Annotated in this window: 18 protein-coding genes and 1 tRNA gene; 8 read left to right on the top strand and 11 right to left on the bottom strand. The window is 44.2% G+C overall.

Translation table 11 applies throughout. The annotated features are described in order from the left end of the window. Positions 1-104: 104 nt before the first annotated feature. A tRNA-Ser gene (locus GJU87_RS12415) sits at positions 105-195 on the bottom strand. Between the two features lie 108 nt (positions 196-303). Then, positions 304-783: a hypothetical protein gene (locus GJU87_RS12410; RefSeq protein WP_153639818.1), complete on the bottom strand. Its 480-nt coding sequence runs from the start codon at positions 781-783 to the stop codon at positions 304-306. 164 nt (positions 784-947) lie between these two features. On the opposite strand from GJU87_RS12410, the gene GJU87_RS12405 reads away from it, so the two are divergent. From GJU87_RS12405 to GJU87_RS12385, 5 genes are all read left to right on the top strand, one after another. After that, positions 948-2591: a Zn-dependent hydrolase gene (locus GJU87_RS12405; RefSeq protein WP_153639817.1), complete on the top strand. Its 1644-nt coding sequence runs from the start codon at positions 948-950 to the stop codon at positions 2589-2591. Positions 2592-3343: 752 nt separating this feature from the next. After that, on the top strand, positions 3344-3823 hold the full coding sequence (locus tag GJU87_RS12400) for a hypothetical protein (protein WP_153639816.1): 480 nt from the start codon (positions 3344-3346) through the stop codon (positions 3821-3823). 556 nt (positions 3824-4379) lie between these two features. Next, positions 4380-7316, top strand: coding sequence for a pitrilysin family protein (locus GJU87_RS12395; protein WP_228491980.1), 2937 nt, complete (start codon positions 4380-4382; stop codon positions 7314-7316). Between the two features lie 296 nt (positions 7317-7612). Next, positions 7613-8308: an HAD family phosphatase gene (locus tag GJU87_RS12390; RefSeq protein ID WP_153639815.1), complete on the top strand. Its 696-nt coding sequence runs from the start codon at positions 7613-7615 to the stop codon at positions 8306-8308. A 166-nt stretch (positions 8309-8474) separates the two neighbouring features. Then, the gene (locus GJU87_RS12385; RefSeq protein ID WP_228491979.1) at positions 8475-10424 is read left to right on the top strand and encodes a GNAT family N-acetyltransferase; all 1950 of its coding nucleotides are present in this window, start codon (positions 8475-8477) and stop codon (positions 10422-10424) included. Between the two features lie 532 nt (positions 10425-10956). On the opposite strand, the gene GJU87_RS12380 is transcribed toward GJU87_RS12385, so the two are convergent. Further along, a complete protein-coding gene (locus GJU87_RS12380) occupies positions 10957-11220 on the bottom strand; it encodes a hypothetical protein (RefSeq protein WP_153639813.1) in 264 nt (87 codons plus the stop codon). 165 nt (positions 11221-11385) lie between these two features. After that, positions 11386-11754: a helix-turn-helix domain-containing protein gene (locus GJU87_RS12375; RefSeq protein ID WP_153639812.1), complete on the bottom strand. Its 369-nt coding sequence runs from the start codon at positions 11752-11754 to the stop codon at positions 11386-11388. Between the two features lie 119 nt (positions 11755-11873). Here GJU87_RS12375 and GJU87_RS12370 point away from each other — a divergent pair, with 119 nt between their 5' ends. Then, positions 11874-12485 (top strand): FMN-dependent NADH-azoreductase, encoded by a 612-nt coding sequence (locus tag GJU87_RS12370; protein ID WP_153639811.1) that lies wholly within the window; start codon positions 11874-11876, stop codon positions 12483-12485. A gap of 376 nt (positions 12486-12861) precedes the next feature. On the opposite strand, the gene GJU87_RS12365 is transcribed toward GJU87_RS12370, so the two are convergent. The 4 genes from GJU87_RS12365 to GJU87_RS12350 form a co-directional block, all read right to left on the bottom strand. Then, positions 12862-13362 (bottom strand): hypothetical protein, encoded by a 501-nt coding sequence (locus GJU87_RS12365; RefSeq protein WP_153639810.1) that lies wholly within the window; start codon positions 13360-13362, stop codon positions 12862-12864. A 137-nt stretch (positions 13363-13499) separates the two neighbouring features. Next, positions 13500-14345: an SDR family oxidoreductase gene (locus tag GJU87_RS12360; protein ID WP_153639809.1), complete on the bottom strand. Its 846-nt coding sequence runs from the start codon at positions 14343-14345 to the stop codon at positions 13500-13502. Between the two features lie 40 nt (positions 14346-14385). Further along, on the bottom strand, positions 14386-15210 hold the full coding sequence (ygiD, locus tag GJU87_RS12355; RefSeq protein ID WP_153639808.1) for a 4,5-DOPA dioxygenase extradiol: 825 nt from the start codon (positions 15208-15210) through the stop codon (positions 14386-14388). A 232-nt stretch (positions 15211-15442) separates the two neighbouring features. Beyond that, the gene (locus GJU87_RS12350) at positions 15443-16024 is read right to left on the bottom strand and encodes a Crp/Fnr family transcriptional regulator (protein WP_194831524.1); all 582 of its coding nucleotides are present in this window, start codon (positions 16022-16024) and stop codon (positions 15443-15445) included. Positions 16025-16413: 389 nt separating this feature from the next. Here GJU87_RS12350 and GJU87_RS12345 point away from each other — a divergent pair, with 389 nt between their 5' ends. Both GJU87_RS12345 and GJU87_RS12340 read left to right on the top strand, forming a co-directional pair. Beyond that, on the top strand, positions 16414-17115 hold the full coding sequence (locus tag GJU87_RS12345) for an aspartate/glutamate racemase family protein (RefSeq protein WP_153639806.1): 702 nt from the start codon (positions 16414-16416) through the stop codon (positions 17113-17115). Between the two features lie 3 nt (positions 17116-17118). Next, a complete protein-coding gene (locus GJU87_RS12340) occupies positions 17119-17472 on the top strand; it encodes a DUF488 domain-containing protein (protein ID WP_153639805.1) in 354 nt (117 codons plus the stop codon). Between the two features lie 52 nt (positions 17473-17524). On the opposite strand, the gene GJU87_RS12335 is transcribed toward GJU87_RS12340, so the two are convergent. Genes GJU87_RS12335 through GJU87_RS12325 form a run of 3 tightly spaced genes read right to left on the bottom strand, consistent with a single transcriptional unit; the run spans position 17525 to position 19390 of the window. Continuing rightward, positions 17525-18391, bottom strand: coding sequence for a class I SAM-dependent methyltransferase (locus tag GJU87_RS12335; protein ID WP_153639804.1), 867 nt, complete (start codon positions 18389-18391; stop codon positions 17525-17527). Between the two features lies 1 nt (position 18392). Beyond that, a complete protein-coding gene (locus tag GJU87_RS12330; RefSeq protein WP_153639803.1) occupies positions 18393-18974 on the bottom strand; it encodes a YdeI family protein in 582 nt (193 codons plus the stop codon). A gap of 50 nt (positions 18975-19024) precedes the next feature. Then, on the bottom strand, positions 19025-19390 hold the full coding sequence (locus GJU87_RS12325) for a DoxX family protein (protein ID WP_153639802.1): 366 nt from the start codon (positions 19388-19390) through the stop codon (positions 19025-19027). Between the last annotated feature and the right edge of the window lie 39 nt (positions 19391-19429).

Here is a 19429-nt window from a genome sequence, read left to right as displayed (position 1 = left end):
ATTATAGGAAATAGGAATTGTAGTAACAATGCATGTTTTGGCGAGATTTATTATCCGTTTAGGAGCATAAAAAAAGCGTAATCATTTTTGTGATTACGCTCGGGTGGCGGAGAGAGAGGGATTCGAACCCTCGGAACCCTTTAGGGGTTCACACGCTTTCCAGGCGTGCCAGTTCAGCCACTCCTGCACCTCTCCGTATGGTTTGAAGCACGCCGCATAGCGACGCTTCGGGGCACAAAAGTAGGAGATTTTTTTTATTCCCAAAACATTTTTCCTGAAAGAAAGAGAGCCGGGCCTGAGAGTTTATTGATCGGCATTGGATGACTGTCCTTTCCGGATGACCACTTTATCTTCTTTGATATATTTTCGGTTGCCTGCATCGTCAGCAAGTCTTACGGCTACGTCGACGGGCGTTCCGACTTTCCAATCCGGGCCGTTCAGCGCGGTGAGCTCCATAAAACCACCCGATATATCGGTTAACTGTTTATCGAATTTGGCTTCATAGCCGTCAAAGCTCATATCGCTGGGGCGGATGGCGTAAATTTCGGCGTGCAGGCCTTTGGGCAGAGGTTTTCCACCGAAAGCAATAATCTGCGCAATGATTTTGATTCCTTTACTTGTGGAGTCGGAGTCTGTTTCCAGAATGACTTCCGAATGAATATGAAGTTCCGTATCATCCAGAAGAATGACACTGGATGCTTCGCAAGGGCAGGGTAGCCGGGTGGAAGCGCAGGAGCTCATCAGGAACAAAACAGAGATATAAAAAAGTATGTTGAACTTCATATCCGTCGATTTGGAGCAAAGTAATAAAATCCCACCGATTAACATGGTGGAATGTCAAGGGTTTTTTATTTTACTTTTCATAGCTTTGGTACGCCTAAATGAAATGAGAAGAGTGTCTGAATGATTGAATAACAGAAATTTATATGACCAAAAAACTAATAAATATGAAACTAATCTCTTTGTTTTCACTAATGATCGTATTCTTAATGGCGGGAGGATGCAAGAATTCTTCCAAAAGCGAGTCTGAGCAGGAGGATATTGTCGCGCAAAAAGTAGACGAGTTTGCGAAAGTTAAACTAACTACCGACATGAGCCAGCTCGATGAGAACCAAAAAAAAATGTTGTCGTTGATGTTTGATGCAGCGGATATCATGGATGGCATTTTCTGGCAGGAAGCCTACGGCGATAAAGAAGCTTTGTTGACCAGTCTGAAAACGCAGGCTGAAAGAGATTTTGCCATGATTAACTATGGCCCATGGGAGCGGTTGAATAATAATAAGCCGTTTGTGGAAGGAGTAGGTCCCAAGCCAAAAGGAGCCAACTTTTATCCTAAGGACATGACGGAACAGGAATTTAATGACTGGAAGGATTCGACAAAAACCAGTCAGTGCACCATAATTCGTCGGGATAAAGATGGTAAGTTGATGTCGATTCCTTACCATGAATATTTTAAGACCCAAATCGAGAAAGCTGCTTCGCTAATTCGCCAGGCTGCAGAATTCGCTGAAGACCCGGGACTGAAAAAATACCTGGAACTGCGCGCCGATGCGTTGCTGACGGATAACTATTACGACAGCGATATGGCGTGGCTCGATATGAAGAACAACACCATCGATTTTGTAGTGGGACCTATCGAGAATTATGAAGATCAGCTTTTCGGATACAAAACGTCGCACGAAGCGTTTATCCTGGTAAAAGACAAAGTATGGAGTCAGCGGTTGGCTAAATTTGCCGCCCTTTTGCCAGATTTGCAGCGGGCATTGCCTTGTCCTCCCGAGTATAAGGCGGAGATGCCGGGCTCTGATTCCGACTTGAATGCTTACGACGTGTTATATTACGCAGGCGATTGCAATGCCGGGTCCAAAACCATTGCTATCAACCTGCCGAATGACGAGCGCGTCCGTGCCGCCAAAGGCAGCCGGAAACTGCAGTTGAAAAATGCCATGCGTGCCAAGTTTGATAAGATTTTGGTACCGATTTCCGATCTGTTGATTGCTCCCGACCAGCGTTCGCACATCAAGTTCGATGCTTTCTTCGAGAACACCATGTTCCACGAGGTAGCTCACGGATTGGGGCTTGGAAAAACCATTGATGGTAAACAAACGGTCCGGGAAGCATTGAAAGATACCTATACTTCTATCGAAGAAGGGAAAGCTGACATCCTGGGACTGTGGGTAATCACCAAACTGCACGACATGGGCGAGTTGTCCGGTGAAGACCTGATGGATAACTATGTGACGTTTATGGCTGGAATCTTCCGTTCTGTTCGTTTTGGTGCAGCCAGTGCGCATGGTAAAGCCAACATGATTCGATTCTATTATTTTGAGCAGCAGGGGGCTTTTACCCGTGATACTGAAACCGGAACATACCGCGTTGATTTTGACAAAATGAAGAAGGCGATGACTGCATTGTCGGATGAGTTATTGAAGATTCAGGGTGACGGCGATTACAATGCTGCAGCTAAGCTGATAAAAGAGAACGGGTACATCCGTCCGGAATTGCAGAGCGATTTGGATCGGATTTCAGCGGCGGGCATTCCTAAAGATATTGTATTTGAGCAGGGGAAAAATGCTCTGGGACTCGATTAAATAGAAATCCAGAAGAAAATTAAGAGGCTGTCCCCAAAGTACATGCAGAATTTAAAACCAGCAAATTGTAACCAGGCCTTCCGTTTTCCCCTTCCTCCAAAATTTCGGCATACAGGGGAATTATACTGGTTATATTCAATTTGATAGCTTTGAAAATATTTGATGCCCTTTTGGGGATAACCTCTTTTTTCCGGATAGTGAGAACCCTTTCAGAAATGCTGGAACTCATTTTTGGTTTTGGAGAACCCTTCCTGAAATGCTGGAACTCATTTTTGGTTTTGGAGAATCCTTTCCGAAACGCTGGAACTCATTTTTGGTTTTTGAGAACCCTTCCCTGAAACGCTGGAAGTCATTTTTGGTTTTTGAGAACCCTTCCCTGAAACGCTGGAAGTCATTTTTGGTTTTAGAGAACCCTTCCCGAAACGCTGGGAAGTCATTTTGGGTTTTAGAGAACCCTTCCCGAAACGCTGGAATTCATTTTGGGTTTTGGAGAACCTTTCCCGAAACGCTGGAACTCATCTTCTTTTTTGGGGAACGGTTATTCGGAATTCCGGGATGAGATAAATTATTTAACATATTTTATTGTTTTGTTCGTATTCGGCCAATTTGCTTCCCGAAACCGGACAGAAACGCTTTTCTGAAACGATTTTTCTTTGGGGTAATATCTTTGGAAGTTAGTTGGTTATATCTTTTGGCATATCGATTGAATACCTGATGGCATAAATGTAACAGGAAATAAAAATTGTTAAGCCATGAAAAAATTATCTATCGCAACAACTATGCTTTTTATTGTGAGTATTCTGTTTGTAGGACCGCTTTCTGCGAAGACCATCCAAGGGCAGTCGAATAGTACTTTGGGAACTTACCAAATAAAACAAATTGCTCCCGTTAAAGCAGGAGGAGAGGAACTGCAAGCCTATCAGTTATCTTATGAGAATTCGGAGAATCCGATTATCATTTTGGTCGATAAAACCTCAAAATGCAGTAACTACATTGTACGCTCCAAGAATCTTGAAGTCAGGTATGTCTGCAATAAACGTGGTTTTGGCGCTAAGTTGGTGAATGCTAAATTCCAACGTTTTGACCCGACGGTTAACGGATACTATCTGAATGAAAAGGCACTGGAAGGTCAGGGAAAACTTTCGACAAACCAGTTGAGCGAAGAAGAAGCGCTTGGTTTGATTGCAGCCTATTTCCCGGCATTAGCTAAAGATGTAAAATTTCTGATGTAAGATATTTAACGCACAAGTTGCCCAAACTTGTTTTTTGTCCACGCTGTAGTTTCTTCATAACTACGCACGTTAACTCCTAACTGCCGGGCCGCCACCCGGCAGTTTTTTTATGTCCTGGCGGCGTTTCTGGTATCAATGCTGATTTGGGAAGGTCCCAAAAATGACCTCAATTGTCCTCCATATTGAAGATTCTCTTCATCAACTTCCATTTTCATTTGGCTCTTTTCTTTCGGTTTGTAACCGATGGCCTATAAAATGTTACCCTCTTTTTCATCAACCTGGAGTTAAAATCTTAAAAAAATACAGCAACATAATTCTGCTATTCAACATATTTAACAAAAAATCGAAACAGAAAATTTAGAATCGAAGTAGTCCGGACAGATATGCAAATACTGTGAAAATAGGTATTGCAAAGGGGAAGTTATCACGCAACTTATCAATACACCAAATTCATCTTAAAGATAGCCCAATTGAAATCTATTGTTTTTTTAGTAACTTGATATCCAAATTAAACCAGACAGCTAAATGTTTCATCAATATTTAAATTAACCTACTTATGAAAAAGCTTTTCCAAGTGCTGATGGTGATGACCGTCATTAGCCTGTTCTTTTCTTGTAGTGAGAAGAAATCGAAGTATGTAACCCTTCAGAAAACCGATTCCAACGGTTATAAGTACGAAGAAGTAACCAACGATCCGTTGAAAACCCGCATTTACACGCTGAACAATGGATTGAAGGTTTATTTGTCGCAGAACACCGACGAACCCCGTATTTTCACTTTCATCGGCGTGCGTGCCGGTTCATTGAACGACCCGAGAGAAACAACCGGACTGGCTCACTATTTCGAGCACATGATGTTCAAGGGAACCGACGAGTTCGGCACCAATGACTGGGGAAAAGAAAAAGTATTGCTCGACTCCATATCCGGTTTATTCGAAGCGCACAAAGCTGCGACTGAACCGGAAGTGAAGAAAGCCATCTACAAACAAATCGACGAGGTATCGCAGGAAGCTTCGAAATATGCGATTCCGAACGAATACGACAAAATGGTTTCCACGATTGGTGCGAAATATACCAATGCCGGTACGTCATACGAGTTTACGGTTTATATGAACGATATTCCGTCCAACGAACTGAACAAGTGGATCAATATGGAATATGAGCGTTTCAGCGATCCGGTTCTTCGCTTGTTCCATACCGAGTTGGAAACAGTGTACGAAGAATTCAACATGTCGCAGGACAATGATGGCCGCCGGCTGAACCGGGCTGTTATCAGTAGTCTTTATCCGGGACATCCACTGGGAACTGATGTAATTGGCCGGCCGGAAGATTTGAAAAATCCGTCGATGGTTAACATCATGAATTTCTATCATACCTGGTATGTTCCAAACAACATGGCCGTTATCCTGAGTGGAGATCTCGATTACGATAAAACCATCCAGATGGTGGATGCTACCTTTGGTAAATATAAGTCGAAACCTCTTCCTGAAATAAAAAATGCAAAACTGGAGCCGATCGAGAAGCCGATTGTGAAGGATGTTTACGGTCCCGATGCGGAAAGAGTGATGCTGGCCTACCGTTTTGATGGCTATCATTCACCCGATCGAAAATTTGTGACGATGATTGATTATATCCTGACGAACTCTACGGCCGGTTTGATCGACCTCGATTTGAATCAAAGCCAGAAAGTACTGAAAGCGGGTAGCTACAGTGACTTCCATAACGAATATGGCGAACATCGTCTGTATGGAACACCACGCCAGGGACAATCGCTTGACGAGGTTCGTGACCTGTTGCTGGGAGAAGTTGAAAAAGTGAAGAACGGAGAGTTTGACGATTGGCTGATTCAGGCTACCGTCAATCAATTGCGTTTAAATGCCATCCGTCAGAACGAAGGTAAATGGAGAGTCTTCAATTATCTGAATTCCTTTATCAAGAAAACCAACTGGGCCGACGAACTGGCTTTCTACGATGAGATGGAGAAAATCACCAAAGATGAATTGGTGGCTTTTGCCCGCGAGCATTATAAAGATAACTATGTGTTGGCCTATAAACGAACAGGAGAAGCGAAAGGGCTGGTGAAGGTAGAGAAGCCGGAAATCACGCCTATCTCCATCAACCGTCAGGATCAGTCGAAGTTCTTCACTGATTTTACGGCTCAGAAAGTCGAGCCCCTGGAGCCCCGGTTTGTCAACTTTGAGGAGGCTATCGATGAGAAGCCGTTGGCAGAAGGAGTGAAGATGGACTATATTCCCAATGAAACCAATGAGCTCTTCCAGTTGGATTATGTAGTCGACATGGGACGGAATCACGATCCGTTACTAGAACTGGCCGTTAAGTATTTGCCTTACCTGGGAACCGATAAATATCCGGCTGCTGACTTGAAAAAGGAATTCTATAAGCTGGGAGTCGATTTGAATGTGAACACCGGTAACGACCGTTCGTATGTATTCATTTCCGGTTTGGATAAGAATGCGAAGAAGGGAATGGAATTGCTGGAGCATGTGCTGGCCAATGCCCAACCCGACCAGGAAGCCTACGATAAAATGGTGGAGGGAATTTTGAAAGAACGGGCCGATGCCAAGCTTAACCAGTACCAGATTCGTCGTGCTTTGCAGTATTACGGACAGTATGGCAAGGAGAATCCGTTCACGAATGTGATTCCGGAAGAAGAACTCCACAAAGTTGACCCGGCTGTTTTGGTGGCCAAACTGCATGAATTCAGTCATTATCCGCATCGTGTGTTCTATTATGGCCCAACGGCTTCCGATCGGGTTTTCCAGATGGTGAAGGAAGGGCATCAGATTCCGGCCGAGTTGAAATCGATCCCGGCAGAAAAGGAATTTGCGATGCAACCGACCAATGAGAATAAGGTTTTCTTCGTGAACTACGACAAATCGCAGGTCGATATCCGGATGATGTCACAAAGTCTGCCGTTCTCGCCCGAAACCTACGTTAACTCGCAGCTGTTCAATGAATATTATGGCAACTCGATGAGTTCGGTTGTATTCCAGGAAATCCGTGAATCGAGAGCATTGGCTTATTCTGCATGGGCTGGTTACAGTGCTCCTTCGAAGAAAGAAGAACCTTTCTACATCAACGGAGCTGTTTACACACAAGCCGATAAAATGATGGATGCGATTGGTGCCATGAACGGTTTGTTGGATAACATGATTTCTGATAATCGCCTGTTTGGAATTGCCCGCGAGAGCGTGATGAAGAATATCCAGACGGAACGCATCAACAAAACGAACATTTTCTGGACCTGGTTGCGGAACCAGCGGTTGGGTATCGACAAGGATATCCGTGAGGATGTTTATAACAAGGTCGGGAAATCGGACATTGCCGATGTGCAGAATTTCTTTAACGACCATATGAAGAACCAGCACTTTACATACCTGGTACTGGGTAACCGGAATGATGCCGATTTGAATGCACTGAAAACAGTCGGCCCGGTTGAAGAGCTGGCGCTCGAAGATATTTTTGGATATTAATTTGGCTTGTGCCGGAGCTGCCTCCGGAATACTAAGCCCGTTTTAATAGGTGAATTGCGGAAGAGACCCGGTAATGCTCCGGGTCTCTTTTTTTTGTATATCGACAGGCGATAGAAATAGATATTAGTTCGATAGAACTCAGTAGAATCAGAATTTTTGGGCTTTTTATCATTCTCAGCATGAGAAGTCTTCAGTAATCAGATAGCCGGGCGAAGATTTCATTTTTTCTTAATTTGAATAATTTCAGTCGGTCAGTTAAAACCGTAATTTTGCTCCTCTAAAAACTTGTCAATTTGATGATTATGGAAAGCCGGGAAAACGTTGAGCAGATGGGGATTATATTTGACATGGATGGTGTGATTATCGACAGTAATCCATTGCATATAAAGGCTTGGCGATCTGTTTTTGAGAAAGAGAATGTTTTTATTAGCGATGATGACTTCTCCAATATCGTTTCAGGCACAACAGGTGACACAGCAATTCGTACCTTACTAAAAAGGGAGCTGACACAGGATGAGGTAAATCATTTCAATGAGGCAGTTGATGCTGAATTTCGCCGTATGTTAACTGAGCTGAATGTAGGCCCAGTGAAAGGATTACGTAATTTCCTGGAGCGAATGCGTTCAGCCGGCCACAGAATCGTTGTGGCTACGTCGGCACCGACTAAGAATGTCGATATGGTGATGGACAAGCTTCAACTAAGAGAGTATTTTGAATTCATAATCGACCGGACCCGGGTAACTCATGGTAAACCACATCCGGAAATTTATCTGAAGACATTGGAGCAAATAGCTATTCCTGATTACCGTTGTGTCGTATTTGAAGATTCTCTTGCAGGAGTAAAATCGGCCGTAGGGGCGGGCTTAAGAGTTATTGGGGTAACCACCAGTCATTCGGCTGTGGAATTAAATGCAATAGGAGCATCGTTAACTATCAAAGATTTTGATGAGGTGAGCGCGGAGCATATCTCAACCCTGATGAGTACGAATTAATGGATAAGTTCGCGTCTTGTCTTAGGTTTAAATAGCAGTATATCAGTGCATGTCTGCTTCGCGTCGATTTTTATTGGCAAAATGTTGTATTTCGTTGATGGCAGCTGAATAACCTGTTTGAAAAATTAGTTTATTTGGCAAAATATCTTGATGAACCAACATGACGTTGCACATTAGAAAGTCTTCGCCGGAAGACTTGATTTTCCTGGAAAAACTGGAGAAAGAATCGTTTCCGGCTTTCCAGCGAAACAACCGTCGGAGTCTTGCACTAAGTCTATCCAGCCCGTTCCAGGAGGTTTGGATAGCCGAAAAAGGAAAATCCCGGCGTCGGCCGGTGGGAGCGATGGTCCTGCATTTGCACAAGAAATCACTGCGTATTTATTCTATTGCTACTTTGCCCGAGTTCCAGAGTAAAGGGGTGGGGCGTTTCCTGTTGACTCACGCGCTGAACCTGGCGACTTCGCGGAAGCAGGAAAAATTGATACTGGAAGCGGATGCATCGAATGAAAAACTACTGGAATGGTATCAGCAATGGGGCTTTCAAGCCGTTAAGACGGTGAAGGATTATTACGCGGAAGGATATGATTGTATGAAGCTGGAATATCTGTTACCCGCTTCTCTTTATCAAAACCGGATGAAGAACATCATCGTGGTGAACCAGCCGCGTACCTGGCACTTTACCGATGTGAATGCCAAAATCATTTCAGTGAAGGAGTACATCAACAATTCGGAGTACCATACCGACAACAGCTTGCGCGTTTTTAACCTGTGCAGCTCGTATCAGTACCAGAGCTACGGTTACTACGTGTCGCTGCTGGCATCGGCCCGCGGACAGCGGGTTATTCCTAACGTGACCACCATTCGTGATTTTAGCAGCACGGGCGTGATTCGTTCGATCACCACCGAGATAAATGAGTTGTTGCAAGTAGCGCTGAGAAACGTGAAGGAGAAAGAGTTCAGTATGAACGTATACTTCGGACACACCAACGTACGGGGCATGAAGAGGCTCGCACCGAAACTATACCAGCTGTTTGAAACGCCATTGTTCAAGGTACACTTCATCCGGAACGGGGAGTGGATGATCAAAAAGATACAGCCACTGAACCTGAACAGAATCAGCGATGATGAGCTGATGGTGGTCAATGAATTTGCACGGGAGTATTTCGATAAGAAACGCTTCAACAAATCGAGGCTAACAGCTTATAAGTACGATCTAGCCATCCTGGTGAATCCCCACGAAGCCACGCCACCCTCGTGTAACACGGCATTGAAACTATTTAAACAGGCGGCTAACCGGAAAGGAATTTATACGGAGTTTATCACGAAGAACGATTTCGATAAGATCAACGAATTTGATGCGCTCTTTGTCCGCGAAACCACCAGCGTGAACAACCATACGTATGAATTGTCGCGGCTGGCTTACGCCGAAGGTTTGGTGGTGATTGACGATCCGTGGTCGATTCTGCGTTGTTCTAACAAGATATACCAGAACGAGCTGTTTCGGAATAATAAAATTCTGACGCCTCAGACCACGGTGTTTACCAAGAACCTGTTCCATCCCAAAGACCTGGACGGAGAGAGCTATCCGGCCGTGATTAAGCAACCCGACAGTGCGTTTTCGTTGGGTATCACGAAAGTGAATAATGAGGTGGAAGCGCTAGAGGTGCTGAATACACTGTTCCGGAAGTCGGACATGGTGATTTGCCAGGAGTTTACCTACTCGGAGTTCGACTGGCGGATTGGGATTATTGACAACACGCCTTTGTTTGCCTGCAAGTATTACATGACCAGGGACCACTGGCAAATTTATAACTGGCAGGGGGAAGCCGAGGAGCAGTCGGGCGATTCGGAAACGTTGCCGGTAAGTGAAGTGCCTGCCCATGTCCTGGAAACAGCATTGAAGGCTGCTGCCCTGATTGGCGACGGCCTGTACGGTGTCGACCTGAAGGAGATTGACGGCAAAGTGTATGTAATGGAGGTGAACGATAACCCGAACATCGATTTTGGCATCGAGGACGAGATTCTAAAAGAGAAACTCTACGATATGGTCATCGATTCATTCCTGAACCGGATTGAAATCGCCAAAAACCTGAAGCGGTATGTGACGAGTAAATAAGAATCCAAAGGTCAGATTTAAGACGTTAGATGGTCGCAGTCAGACCCCGCAGGAGGTGGCAACGCTGGTCTGACTTGTCAGACCCCTAAAACTCCCGCCTGCCATATGACAATTGTGTGCCGTATTTAATTTTTTTCCAATCATACTTTCAATAATATTTTCATTAATCTCAAACGTAAATCGTCTTGATTATAATGTATTAATCAGTATCTGTTCATCTTTTATTTTTGGGAAGAAATGAACATTAATTGTTACACATGATTTCTTAAAATCCCATGATGATTTAATTTTTAGTTCTCTGCCGCAAAAGTCAGGATTAGAGGATTCAACATATTTTTTAAATTCTTCTTTGCTCTTTATTGAAAACACTGTTTGCCAATTAATTATTCTTTCAAAAGTTACATTGTCTTGCAGGTTTTCAAGAATTCCATCAATATCATTATTGTTACAAGATTTGATGAAATTTCTGATTAGCTTCTGTGGTAACTTTTGTTGTTTTCTTATTTCTTTCTTTTTGTTTTCTTCAAACAGTTTAAGGTTCTGATTTACTGGTTTTCATTTTGTAAAGTCCAAAATGGAAAGCTTCAATTGGTGTACTGTATAGATTGTTTTTGAAAAAATCAGTTTGATTATTTGTCTTATTTGTTTTGAACTCATTAAGAAGTAAAAAACCTTTTTTTCCTGAATTTTTATCTATTCCTTTTGCAATTTTGATGTAATAATCTCTTTTCTGCCCCTTTTCGAGGTCTGATTTATGATTTATCAATATTGTAATTTCTGTTTCTATTTCAAACATGTTGGATTTCATTTATATGGCATGCAACGGTCTCATCTATGAGTAGTTGGGAGTTTTTTGTCCTAACTTTTCAGTTTGGTACCGGCCTTTGTTTTTTATGTATTCTTTCGTTTTATCATTTTCGTCCCAATTGCTTATAGCTATTGATGACAGCACGGGCTTCTGTTATGTTCTATTTTTTTCTATTATTTTCTTTTTATGTTTTATGCCCCATTCAGCCAAAGCACTGATAACTCCTTTTAATGACCTGCTGTATTTCGTAGGGATATATTCTATAATAACAGGTATTTGCTCTGCAAGGACAGTTCTTTTAATTAAATGGTTTTCTTCTAATTTTTTCAATTCGGCTGACAGTACTCTTGCAGAAATATTTTTCAACGTTCGTTGTATGTCATTAAACCGCGTATGCCCGCCAAGAATAGCAATCATCACTCTTATTGTCCATCTACCGCCAAGAACATATAAAGCATCTTCTGTAGCTAATAGATTATTGGTGCATTGTGGTTGTGTATAAGTTCCTTCTTTTGCCGTCATTTTTCTTACTTTAATTAATTGACTAACCTAAATGTTACTACTAACCTTTGGGTAACTACTAATGAAAAGTTAGCTAATATACATATTTTTGTAGTGTTAAAATTTAATTTAATAAAAAGATGAAACAAATATTGCATATCATTTCAAGTCCAAAAAATGAGGCCTCTCTCAGTCGAATTTTAGGAAAAAAGGTCATCCAAAATATAAAGGAAAAATATCCTCAAGCAAATATTACGGAATATGATCTGTCAAAAATCCATATGCCTCATTTAACAGAATCACATATCAATGCATTTTTCACTCCGGATGAAAAAATAACTCAAATTGAAAAGTCTGAAAGATCTGTTTCTGACAAGGCCATTAATGAATTAGTAAAAGCGGATCTTTTAGTCGTTGAAGCACCAATGTATAATTGGAACATTCCTTCATCATTAAAAGCATACTTTGATCAGATAGCCAGGGCAGGAATCACATTCAAATATGAATACAAAGGGAACAGTTTACTGCCTACCGGCTTGCTAAAAGGCAAAAAAGCTTATATCGTAACTTCCTCTGGAGGTGTTTATTCTGAAGGAAAATTGAAAGACTATGACTTTGCGACAAATTATGTTAAGTTTTTTCTTGAAGTAATAGGGATTGAAGTTGTTGATATTTTTAGAGCAGAAGGACAATCTACCCTTGGTCGTGATGAAGCTCTAAGAAAAGCCTTGGATAATATTGTCATAGAGTAATATATGTCCAAGCCCTTACTAATGAATCAAAAAAATATTAAAAGAACTGTCGAGCAAAGTCTGATAAAAGTTCGTTGGTAAACAGTATCTTAAAACTTTTTCGAAAGATGATTGTGCGGTCGTTTAGCCTTGCTGCCAACTAGTGTGTATTAACTATGGTTGTTGTTTCCCTTTTAACCAATTTTAGGTGTTGTTATACCCTTGATTTTGGCAGTGTAACAACATCTATTATGTTGAGTCGACAAAAAGCGTGTCACTTGGATTCTTAATCTTTTCGATATACTTCGGTCAGTTTTCATTCTGTTGGTTTGTTAAGGCACTTCAAGGTAAAAAAAACTTCCTGAATTTGAATGAAGTGTTCTCCGGCATTCCTGTGTTAATCAACCAGGTCGATGACTTCAAAACCCAGGTGGTGGGTGATTTCGCGCAACAGGAGAATCGTGGCAAAATCTTCGCGGGTTACGGAACTACGTTGTATTGAGGATGGTCGCCCTATGACGACATAGGCGTATTGCGTAAAAAGATTCTCGACTTCCCGACGGGAGAAAGTACTTTGAGTGAAGCCATTTTTGCGGAATACTTCTGCCAGGTCTTCATCGGAAGAAACCAGTACCTCATTCCTGTTCAATAAATCTTTGCTGCTCATCAACGTATCCTCGATGTAGTTAATGGCATACTCGGTTTCGGCCTCGGTAGGAATGTCTTGCCGGAAAAACCTGCCGGCAATGGTTTGGTAGCCTGCTTCCAGTGTGATTTCTTTCTCCAACGAATGATTTGACAGGGATTGAAAACGAAGCACTTCCTTTTCGATACTCAACAGGCGAACCGTTCCGGAATATTTCTCTGTTATCTTCTGTATTCGTTCCTGGTTTTTCATGGTAATATCGGTTGGTGTAAGATTGAGAAGAGTGATGATTTTTCTTCCTCTCAGATAGCTTCATACAACAATTCTGTCTGCCGTCTCCGGGAAACCGGATCGGGCAAACAGAATTGATACAATGCTTTGATAAGTTGTTATTTCAGTGCAGCCTTCACGGTATCAGCCAGCGGAGTGGTCGGCCGTCCGATTAGTTGGGAAAGCTGACGGGAGTCGTCGAACAAATCACCTTTCGATGCTCCGGTATCCCAGCTGGCAATGGCCTCCGCAAACATGTCCGGTAAGCCTACATTCTTCAGAATGTTAGCATATTCGGCTTCCGGCAGATTGTTGTACGGAAGGTCTTTTCCGCTTTGTTTCGAAATCTCAGCTGCGAGGTCGGTTAATGTGTACGCTTTGTCACCGGCCAGTTCGTACACTTTTCCTTTGTGACGCTCGTCGGTAACGGCAACTGCTGCTGCCTCGGCATAGTCAGCGCGGGTGGCAGACGAGATTTTTCCATCGCCGGCGCTACCGACAAATGCTCCGGCCCCGAGCGCTCCTTCGATGGAAGCGGTGTAGTTTTCGGTATACCATCCGTTGCGAAGAACCGTATGTGCGATACCTGATTCCTTCAGCGCTTTCTCGGTGGCGATGTGTTCTCCCGCCAGGTTCAGCGACGAAGTATCGGCGTGAAGCAGGCTGGTATAAACAATCCATTGTACGCCGGCTTTCTTAGCCGCTTTAATCACATTCGCATGTTGCCGGGCCCGTTGCCCGATTTCGCTACCTGAAATTAACACCAGCCGATCGATGCCATTCAATGCATCACTCAGTCCTTCCGGTTGGTTGTAGTCGAATGCACGGGCTTCAATGCCCAGCTTGGCTGCCTTTTCAGGGCTGCGTACCAAGGCTACCAGGTTCTCACTCGCTACTCTTTTCTTCAATTGTTCAACAACCAGGCTTCCTAGCTGGCCTGTTGCTCCTGTTACTGCTATTTTCATTTTCTGATACGTTTTAATGTTACTATTATTTGTTTCCCTCTTACCCGATTTTTACCGAGGTCATCGATAACGAACCGCCAAGGGGTTCATCGTTAAAGAGGGTGATGTCGTCTTTCTTATCCTGAAGGGCCAGCGCATACAGCAAGGGCAGGAAATGCTCCGGCGTAGGAATCGACAGGTTGAAGGCAGTACCCTGTTTCGAAAAATCCATTAACGCAGCGTGATTCCCCTCCAGAATCCATTGTTTCATCTTCTCGTTTGCCTCGTGAGCCCAGTCGTAACCGTAGTTCTCGTTCAGCTTGTCCCAACGGACCATCCGGAGATTGTGCACGATGTTACCGCTTCCGACAACCAGGATACCCTTTTGTCGCAGTTGAGCCAACTCTTTGGCCAGTGCGTAATGTTCCTGCGGATTCTTGTAATAATCGAGGCTAATCTGTATCACCGGAATGTCGGCCCTGGGATACATGTGCCGGATGACCGACCACGCGCCATGATCGAGTCCCCATTTGTCGTCGAGATGGACCTCGGTGGTATGGGCCAGCCCTTTTACTTCCTCTGCCAGTTGCGGCATGCCCGGTGCCGGATACTGTACCTCGTAGAGCTCTTTCGGGAAGCCTCCGAAATCGTGAATCGTAGGCGGATGTTCCATGGCGGTTACCCGGGTTCCCTGTGTTTCCCAATGAGCCGAAACAACCACAATGGCCTTGGGCGTTTCGATCCCGGTCGACACTTTTCGAAATCCTTTTACAAATTCGTTTTCCTCAATCGCATTCATCGGGCTGCCGTGCCCCACGAAAAGAACGGGCATTTTGGGCGTGTTCTCCAACGAATCGGTGATGTTATGTAGAGCATTTAATTTCATTGCTGTAAATGTTATTGGCATTGCTGCCAAAAGTCGTTTCACAAATGCCTTCCTGTTCATATTCTCTTTACGGTTTGACCAACGATGACGTTATCTAAAAAATGTTATCGTTCGATGGTCAATCATCAGGTACAAAGGTAGGGTGGGTACAGGCCTCGTACACTTGATCTATGGTAAGAAATGAACTTGATGTGGGTTAGGAAAAAGAGTGGGTGCCTCGTTTTCCGTCGGCCTACTTCTTCTTTCGGATACGGCTCAGGCTCTCTGGGGTGATGCCCAGGTAGGAGGCAATGTAGGTTAGCGGTACGCGCTGGAAGATATCGGAATGTTCTTTCAGCATGTCGTTGTATCGCTCAACGGCCGATTCCCACATGGTGGCGTTCAGTCGTTCCAGTGCATTGATGTAGGCTTTCTGAAACAGGATGCGGAAGTAGCGTTCCAGCTTGGGCACTTCGTGGTAAAGCTGTTCCAGCCGCTCATGCGAAATGCGGAGCATCTGCGTATCTTCCATCGCCTCGATATAGTATTTGGACGGACGTTGCGAAAAGAAACTCTCGAGGTCGCTAATCCAGCTGTTGTCCAGCCTGATTTGATAGATGTGTTCCACACCCTTCGAATCGACGAAATAAGACCGCAAACCACCTTTCGTGACGAAATAGACGTACCGGCAAACTTCACCGGGAACCAACAAGTCCTTTTTCTTCTTCACTGAAGTTTGCTCAAAAGCCGAAAGGATAATCTCTTCCTCCTGTTCGGTAATATCCACCCATTTGTTGAAGTAGTAAAGCAGTTTGTGATTGGTTGAAGCCTTCATGGACATTTGTTTGTCTTACAGATATCAAGTTAACAGTCAATGGTGATGATATGTTGCTAGAGCAGGTTAAGAAAAGACTCCGGAAATGAAACAAGTCTTTAACCTTAATATTTTTATCCCTGGTTCCTGTTGTTCGGCTCTGTGGGCAAGTCTGTTATGGAAATCATGCTCAGAACACTTTGAGACTCCGTTTCTCTCTCCATTTTCCTTTAACCATCCACCGTTTGATTATTGTTTAGGATTTCGTTCTTTTTATAAAAGACTTTATTGTCCTTTATGCCTGAAATGATACCTTTACAGTAAAAATTGATTGATTTTGCAATCCAAGTCCTGCGGGCCGAAGATACCCGGGGATCGGTAGCCAATCAACAAATGACCATCATTGATTCATGAAGAAAATAGGAATTATCGGAGGACTGGGACCGGAAGCAACGGTTGATTATTACAAAGAACTCATCGATGCATTTAAGACAGGCGATGGGGATCTGAACTACCCGGAGATCATTATTTACAGCGTGAATATGTCGTTTTTCATCGGGCTGATGCGTGAGGAGCGGTACGAGGAGGCAACGGATTACCTGGCCGAGAAGATTGACAAGCTGGAGAGGGCGGGGGCCGATTTTGCCGCTCTGAGTGCCAATACGCCTCATCAGTTATTCGATGCATTGAGGGAACGGTCGGGCATTCCTTTGCTCAGCATTGTGGAGGCGACCCGCGATGAAGTGGAGCGAATAGGCTCGAAGCGTCCCGGGCTGTTTGGTACCGGCTTAACAATGAAAGCGACCTTTTACGCGGATGTTTTTCACCGCAGGAACCTGGATGTGGTGTTGCCCGATGAAAACGACCGGGAATTCATCGACAACAAACTGTTCAGTGAGATTGAACTGGGTATTTTCAAAGACGAAACGCGGCAACAACTGGAAGCGATCATCGAAAAAATGGTTCGGGAACGGGGGATCGATTCTATCATTCTTGGCTGTACCGAATTGCCATTAATTCTTGAAGAGGAGCGTTACGCCGGCGTTCCTGTGTTGAATACGACGAAGATTCACGTGGCAGCCATTGCTAAGCAGTGTCGAGACAACAGATAAATCATGATTATGCTTCGAAGGGTTTATGAGGGGGCTGTTTCCGGTCGGTCATACAGTGTATTGGTCGACAGATTGTGGCCCCGAGGTTTCCGGAAGGAGGCTGCCTTCTGGGATGAATGGAATAAGGAAGTAGCCCCGGACAGCGGACTGCGAAAATGGTTTCACCAGGATAAAGAAGGACGCTGGACAGAATTTCAACACTATTATGCCCGGGAGTTATCTGAAAAAGAAGGAGAGCTTAAGAGACTGAAAAATCTTGAGGTTCAGTATGGCTCCCTCATTCTGGTTTATGCCGCAAGAAACCCTGACCGCAATCACGCGCTTGTCCTTAAAGCGGTATTGGACCAGATGAGTTGAACAAGAGTAAGAGTGGCTATCGCAAAAAGTAACAAAATCCGATTAGCTTAGGCTAGCGTTTTCCGGTCTGTGTTGTGGCTATCAAAAACACTTCGCCGCTGGCGGGCATCAGGTCGTCGGTGCGGTTGGCAAAATAGGATTCTTCGATATCTTTTGTCGATAATGTTTTCGCCTCCTTAAAACCGGCTTCACGGGCCAGGCTCAATATTTTATCCGGACTAAAGAAACTCACCATGGGTGTTCCGGCTTCGCGGGCACCTTTCTCTGCCATTTGCTGCATCGGCTGGTCTTCTTCATCCAATAGCTCCAGCGGAAGATAAAATGACATGATCAAGCGGGAGCCTGCTACCAGTCCGGCCAGTTGTTCCAGCATCGCCACGATGGCCTCTTCGGTCAGGTACAAACTCACACCGGTACAGGCGACAACTGCCGGTTGGTTGATGTCAAATCCTGCCGTCAGGAGTTGCTCCCACCATGAAGAAGTCTCAAAATCGACGGGTACAAAATGCAAATCATCAGGAATGTCCAGACCTGTTTCGTTTAGGCGTTGTTCTTTCCATTCCAGCGTATCGGGCTGATCGATTTCAAATATTTGAAGCGGGTAGACAGACTTTGGTTTGCGTTGGGCAAAGGTGTCGAGGCCGGCACCAAGAATAACATACTGGCCAATTCCCTGTTGGTTCTGTTTCACAACGAAGTCTTCGATCAGACGGGCACGGGCCACCACCGAAGCCCGAAGGCGTCGCGTGTATTTCATATCAGGACGTTCCTGCCAGCCGTCGGGCGGAGCGACCAATTTCAACCCGATTCCATCTTCGAGGATATGAGGTTCAGCATCTACCTGCACATGCAAGGCTCTCCAAAGTGCTGTTCTGACGGCTGTATTATCCGGCTCTTTTGTTTGCTTTTTTTGTGTCATACTACCGATCATTCAATCCCTTCCCATCCAGAATCTGCGGAATGCATTTCTCCACTCTGGCCGTCCGGGTTTTCGATTGTTTGGGTTGACCGAAATGAAAAAGATAGGCCCGTTGCCGTCCGGGAGTTAAAGCCTCGAAAGCAGTTTTCAGGGCCGGACTTTCATCCAGCTTTGTTTGAAGTTCTTCCGGGACAGGATAATCCTTCGTCTTTTTCATCTCCACTTTCAAACCGGCTTTCTCCACTTCAATGGCTTCGAAGATATAGGCTTTGATGGTTGCTTCCAGTTCGACGATTTCCTGCAGGTTGGTGAACCGAATCTGACGGCCTGCCTGCACGTTCTCTGTTTGCTGAATGAGAATCCCATCGGTGTCTTTTAATAAAGCGCCTTTGAAGAACAGGAGTGCACAGTATTCCTTAAAGCCATGTATCAACACCACGTTACTGTTCTGATAGGTGTAGCAGGGATGCATCCATTTCACTTCTTCGTTCAGTCCGCAATCGAGCACGACGCTTCTTAGCTTCGTCATCTCGCCCTGCCACTTTTGGGCTTTGCTTAAAAACTCGTCAACTTTCGGATTCATGTCGGTCTGTTTACAATCTTCTGATTCAATGATTTTTTGTTCCTAAAATATTAAAGCGGCTTGAGCACTATCCTGCCGTACGCAATAAACGCACTGATAGCGGCAACTACCAACCAGTAGACTATTTCACTGTATACTGCATTGCCTGAGAAAAGATTCAATCCGATATACAGGAGCATTTCAGCAACGATAACGAGTGCGGCGATGGGAGTGAGGATACCAAGGCGTTTTATGAATGCCGGAAGGATGAGCCCAAGGGCACAAAGAAACTCAACGACGCTCAAAGCAAGCCAGACCACGTGAGGAATCGCCTGCAAAGAAGGTACGGTTTGTTCGGGATTGGAAAATTTCCATATTGCGCCCATGATTGTATGCAGGGCGAGCAGTATTTGAAGAACCCATAATAGAATATTCATAGCTTATCTTTTTTGAATGGTTGATTTGCAAATAATTTT

It is taken from the genome of Prolixibacter sp. NT017 (assembly GCF_009617875.1).
Taxonomy (GTDB): domain Bacteria; phylum Bacteroidota; class Bacteroidia; order Bacteroidales; family Prolixibacteraceae; genus Prolixibacter.
Note: the sequence above shows the minus strand (reverse complement) of the source record. Positions and strands in the feature narration are given on the sequence as shown.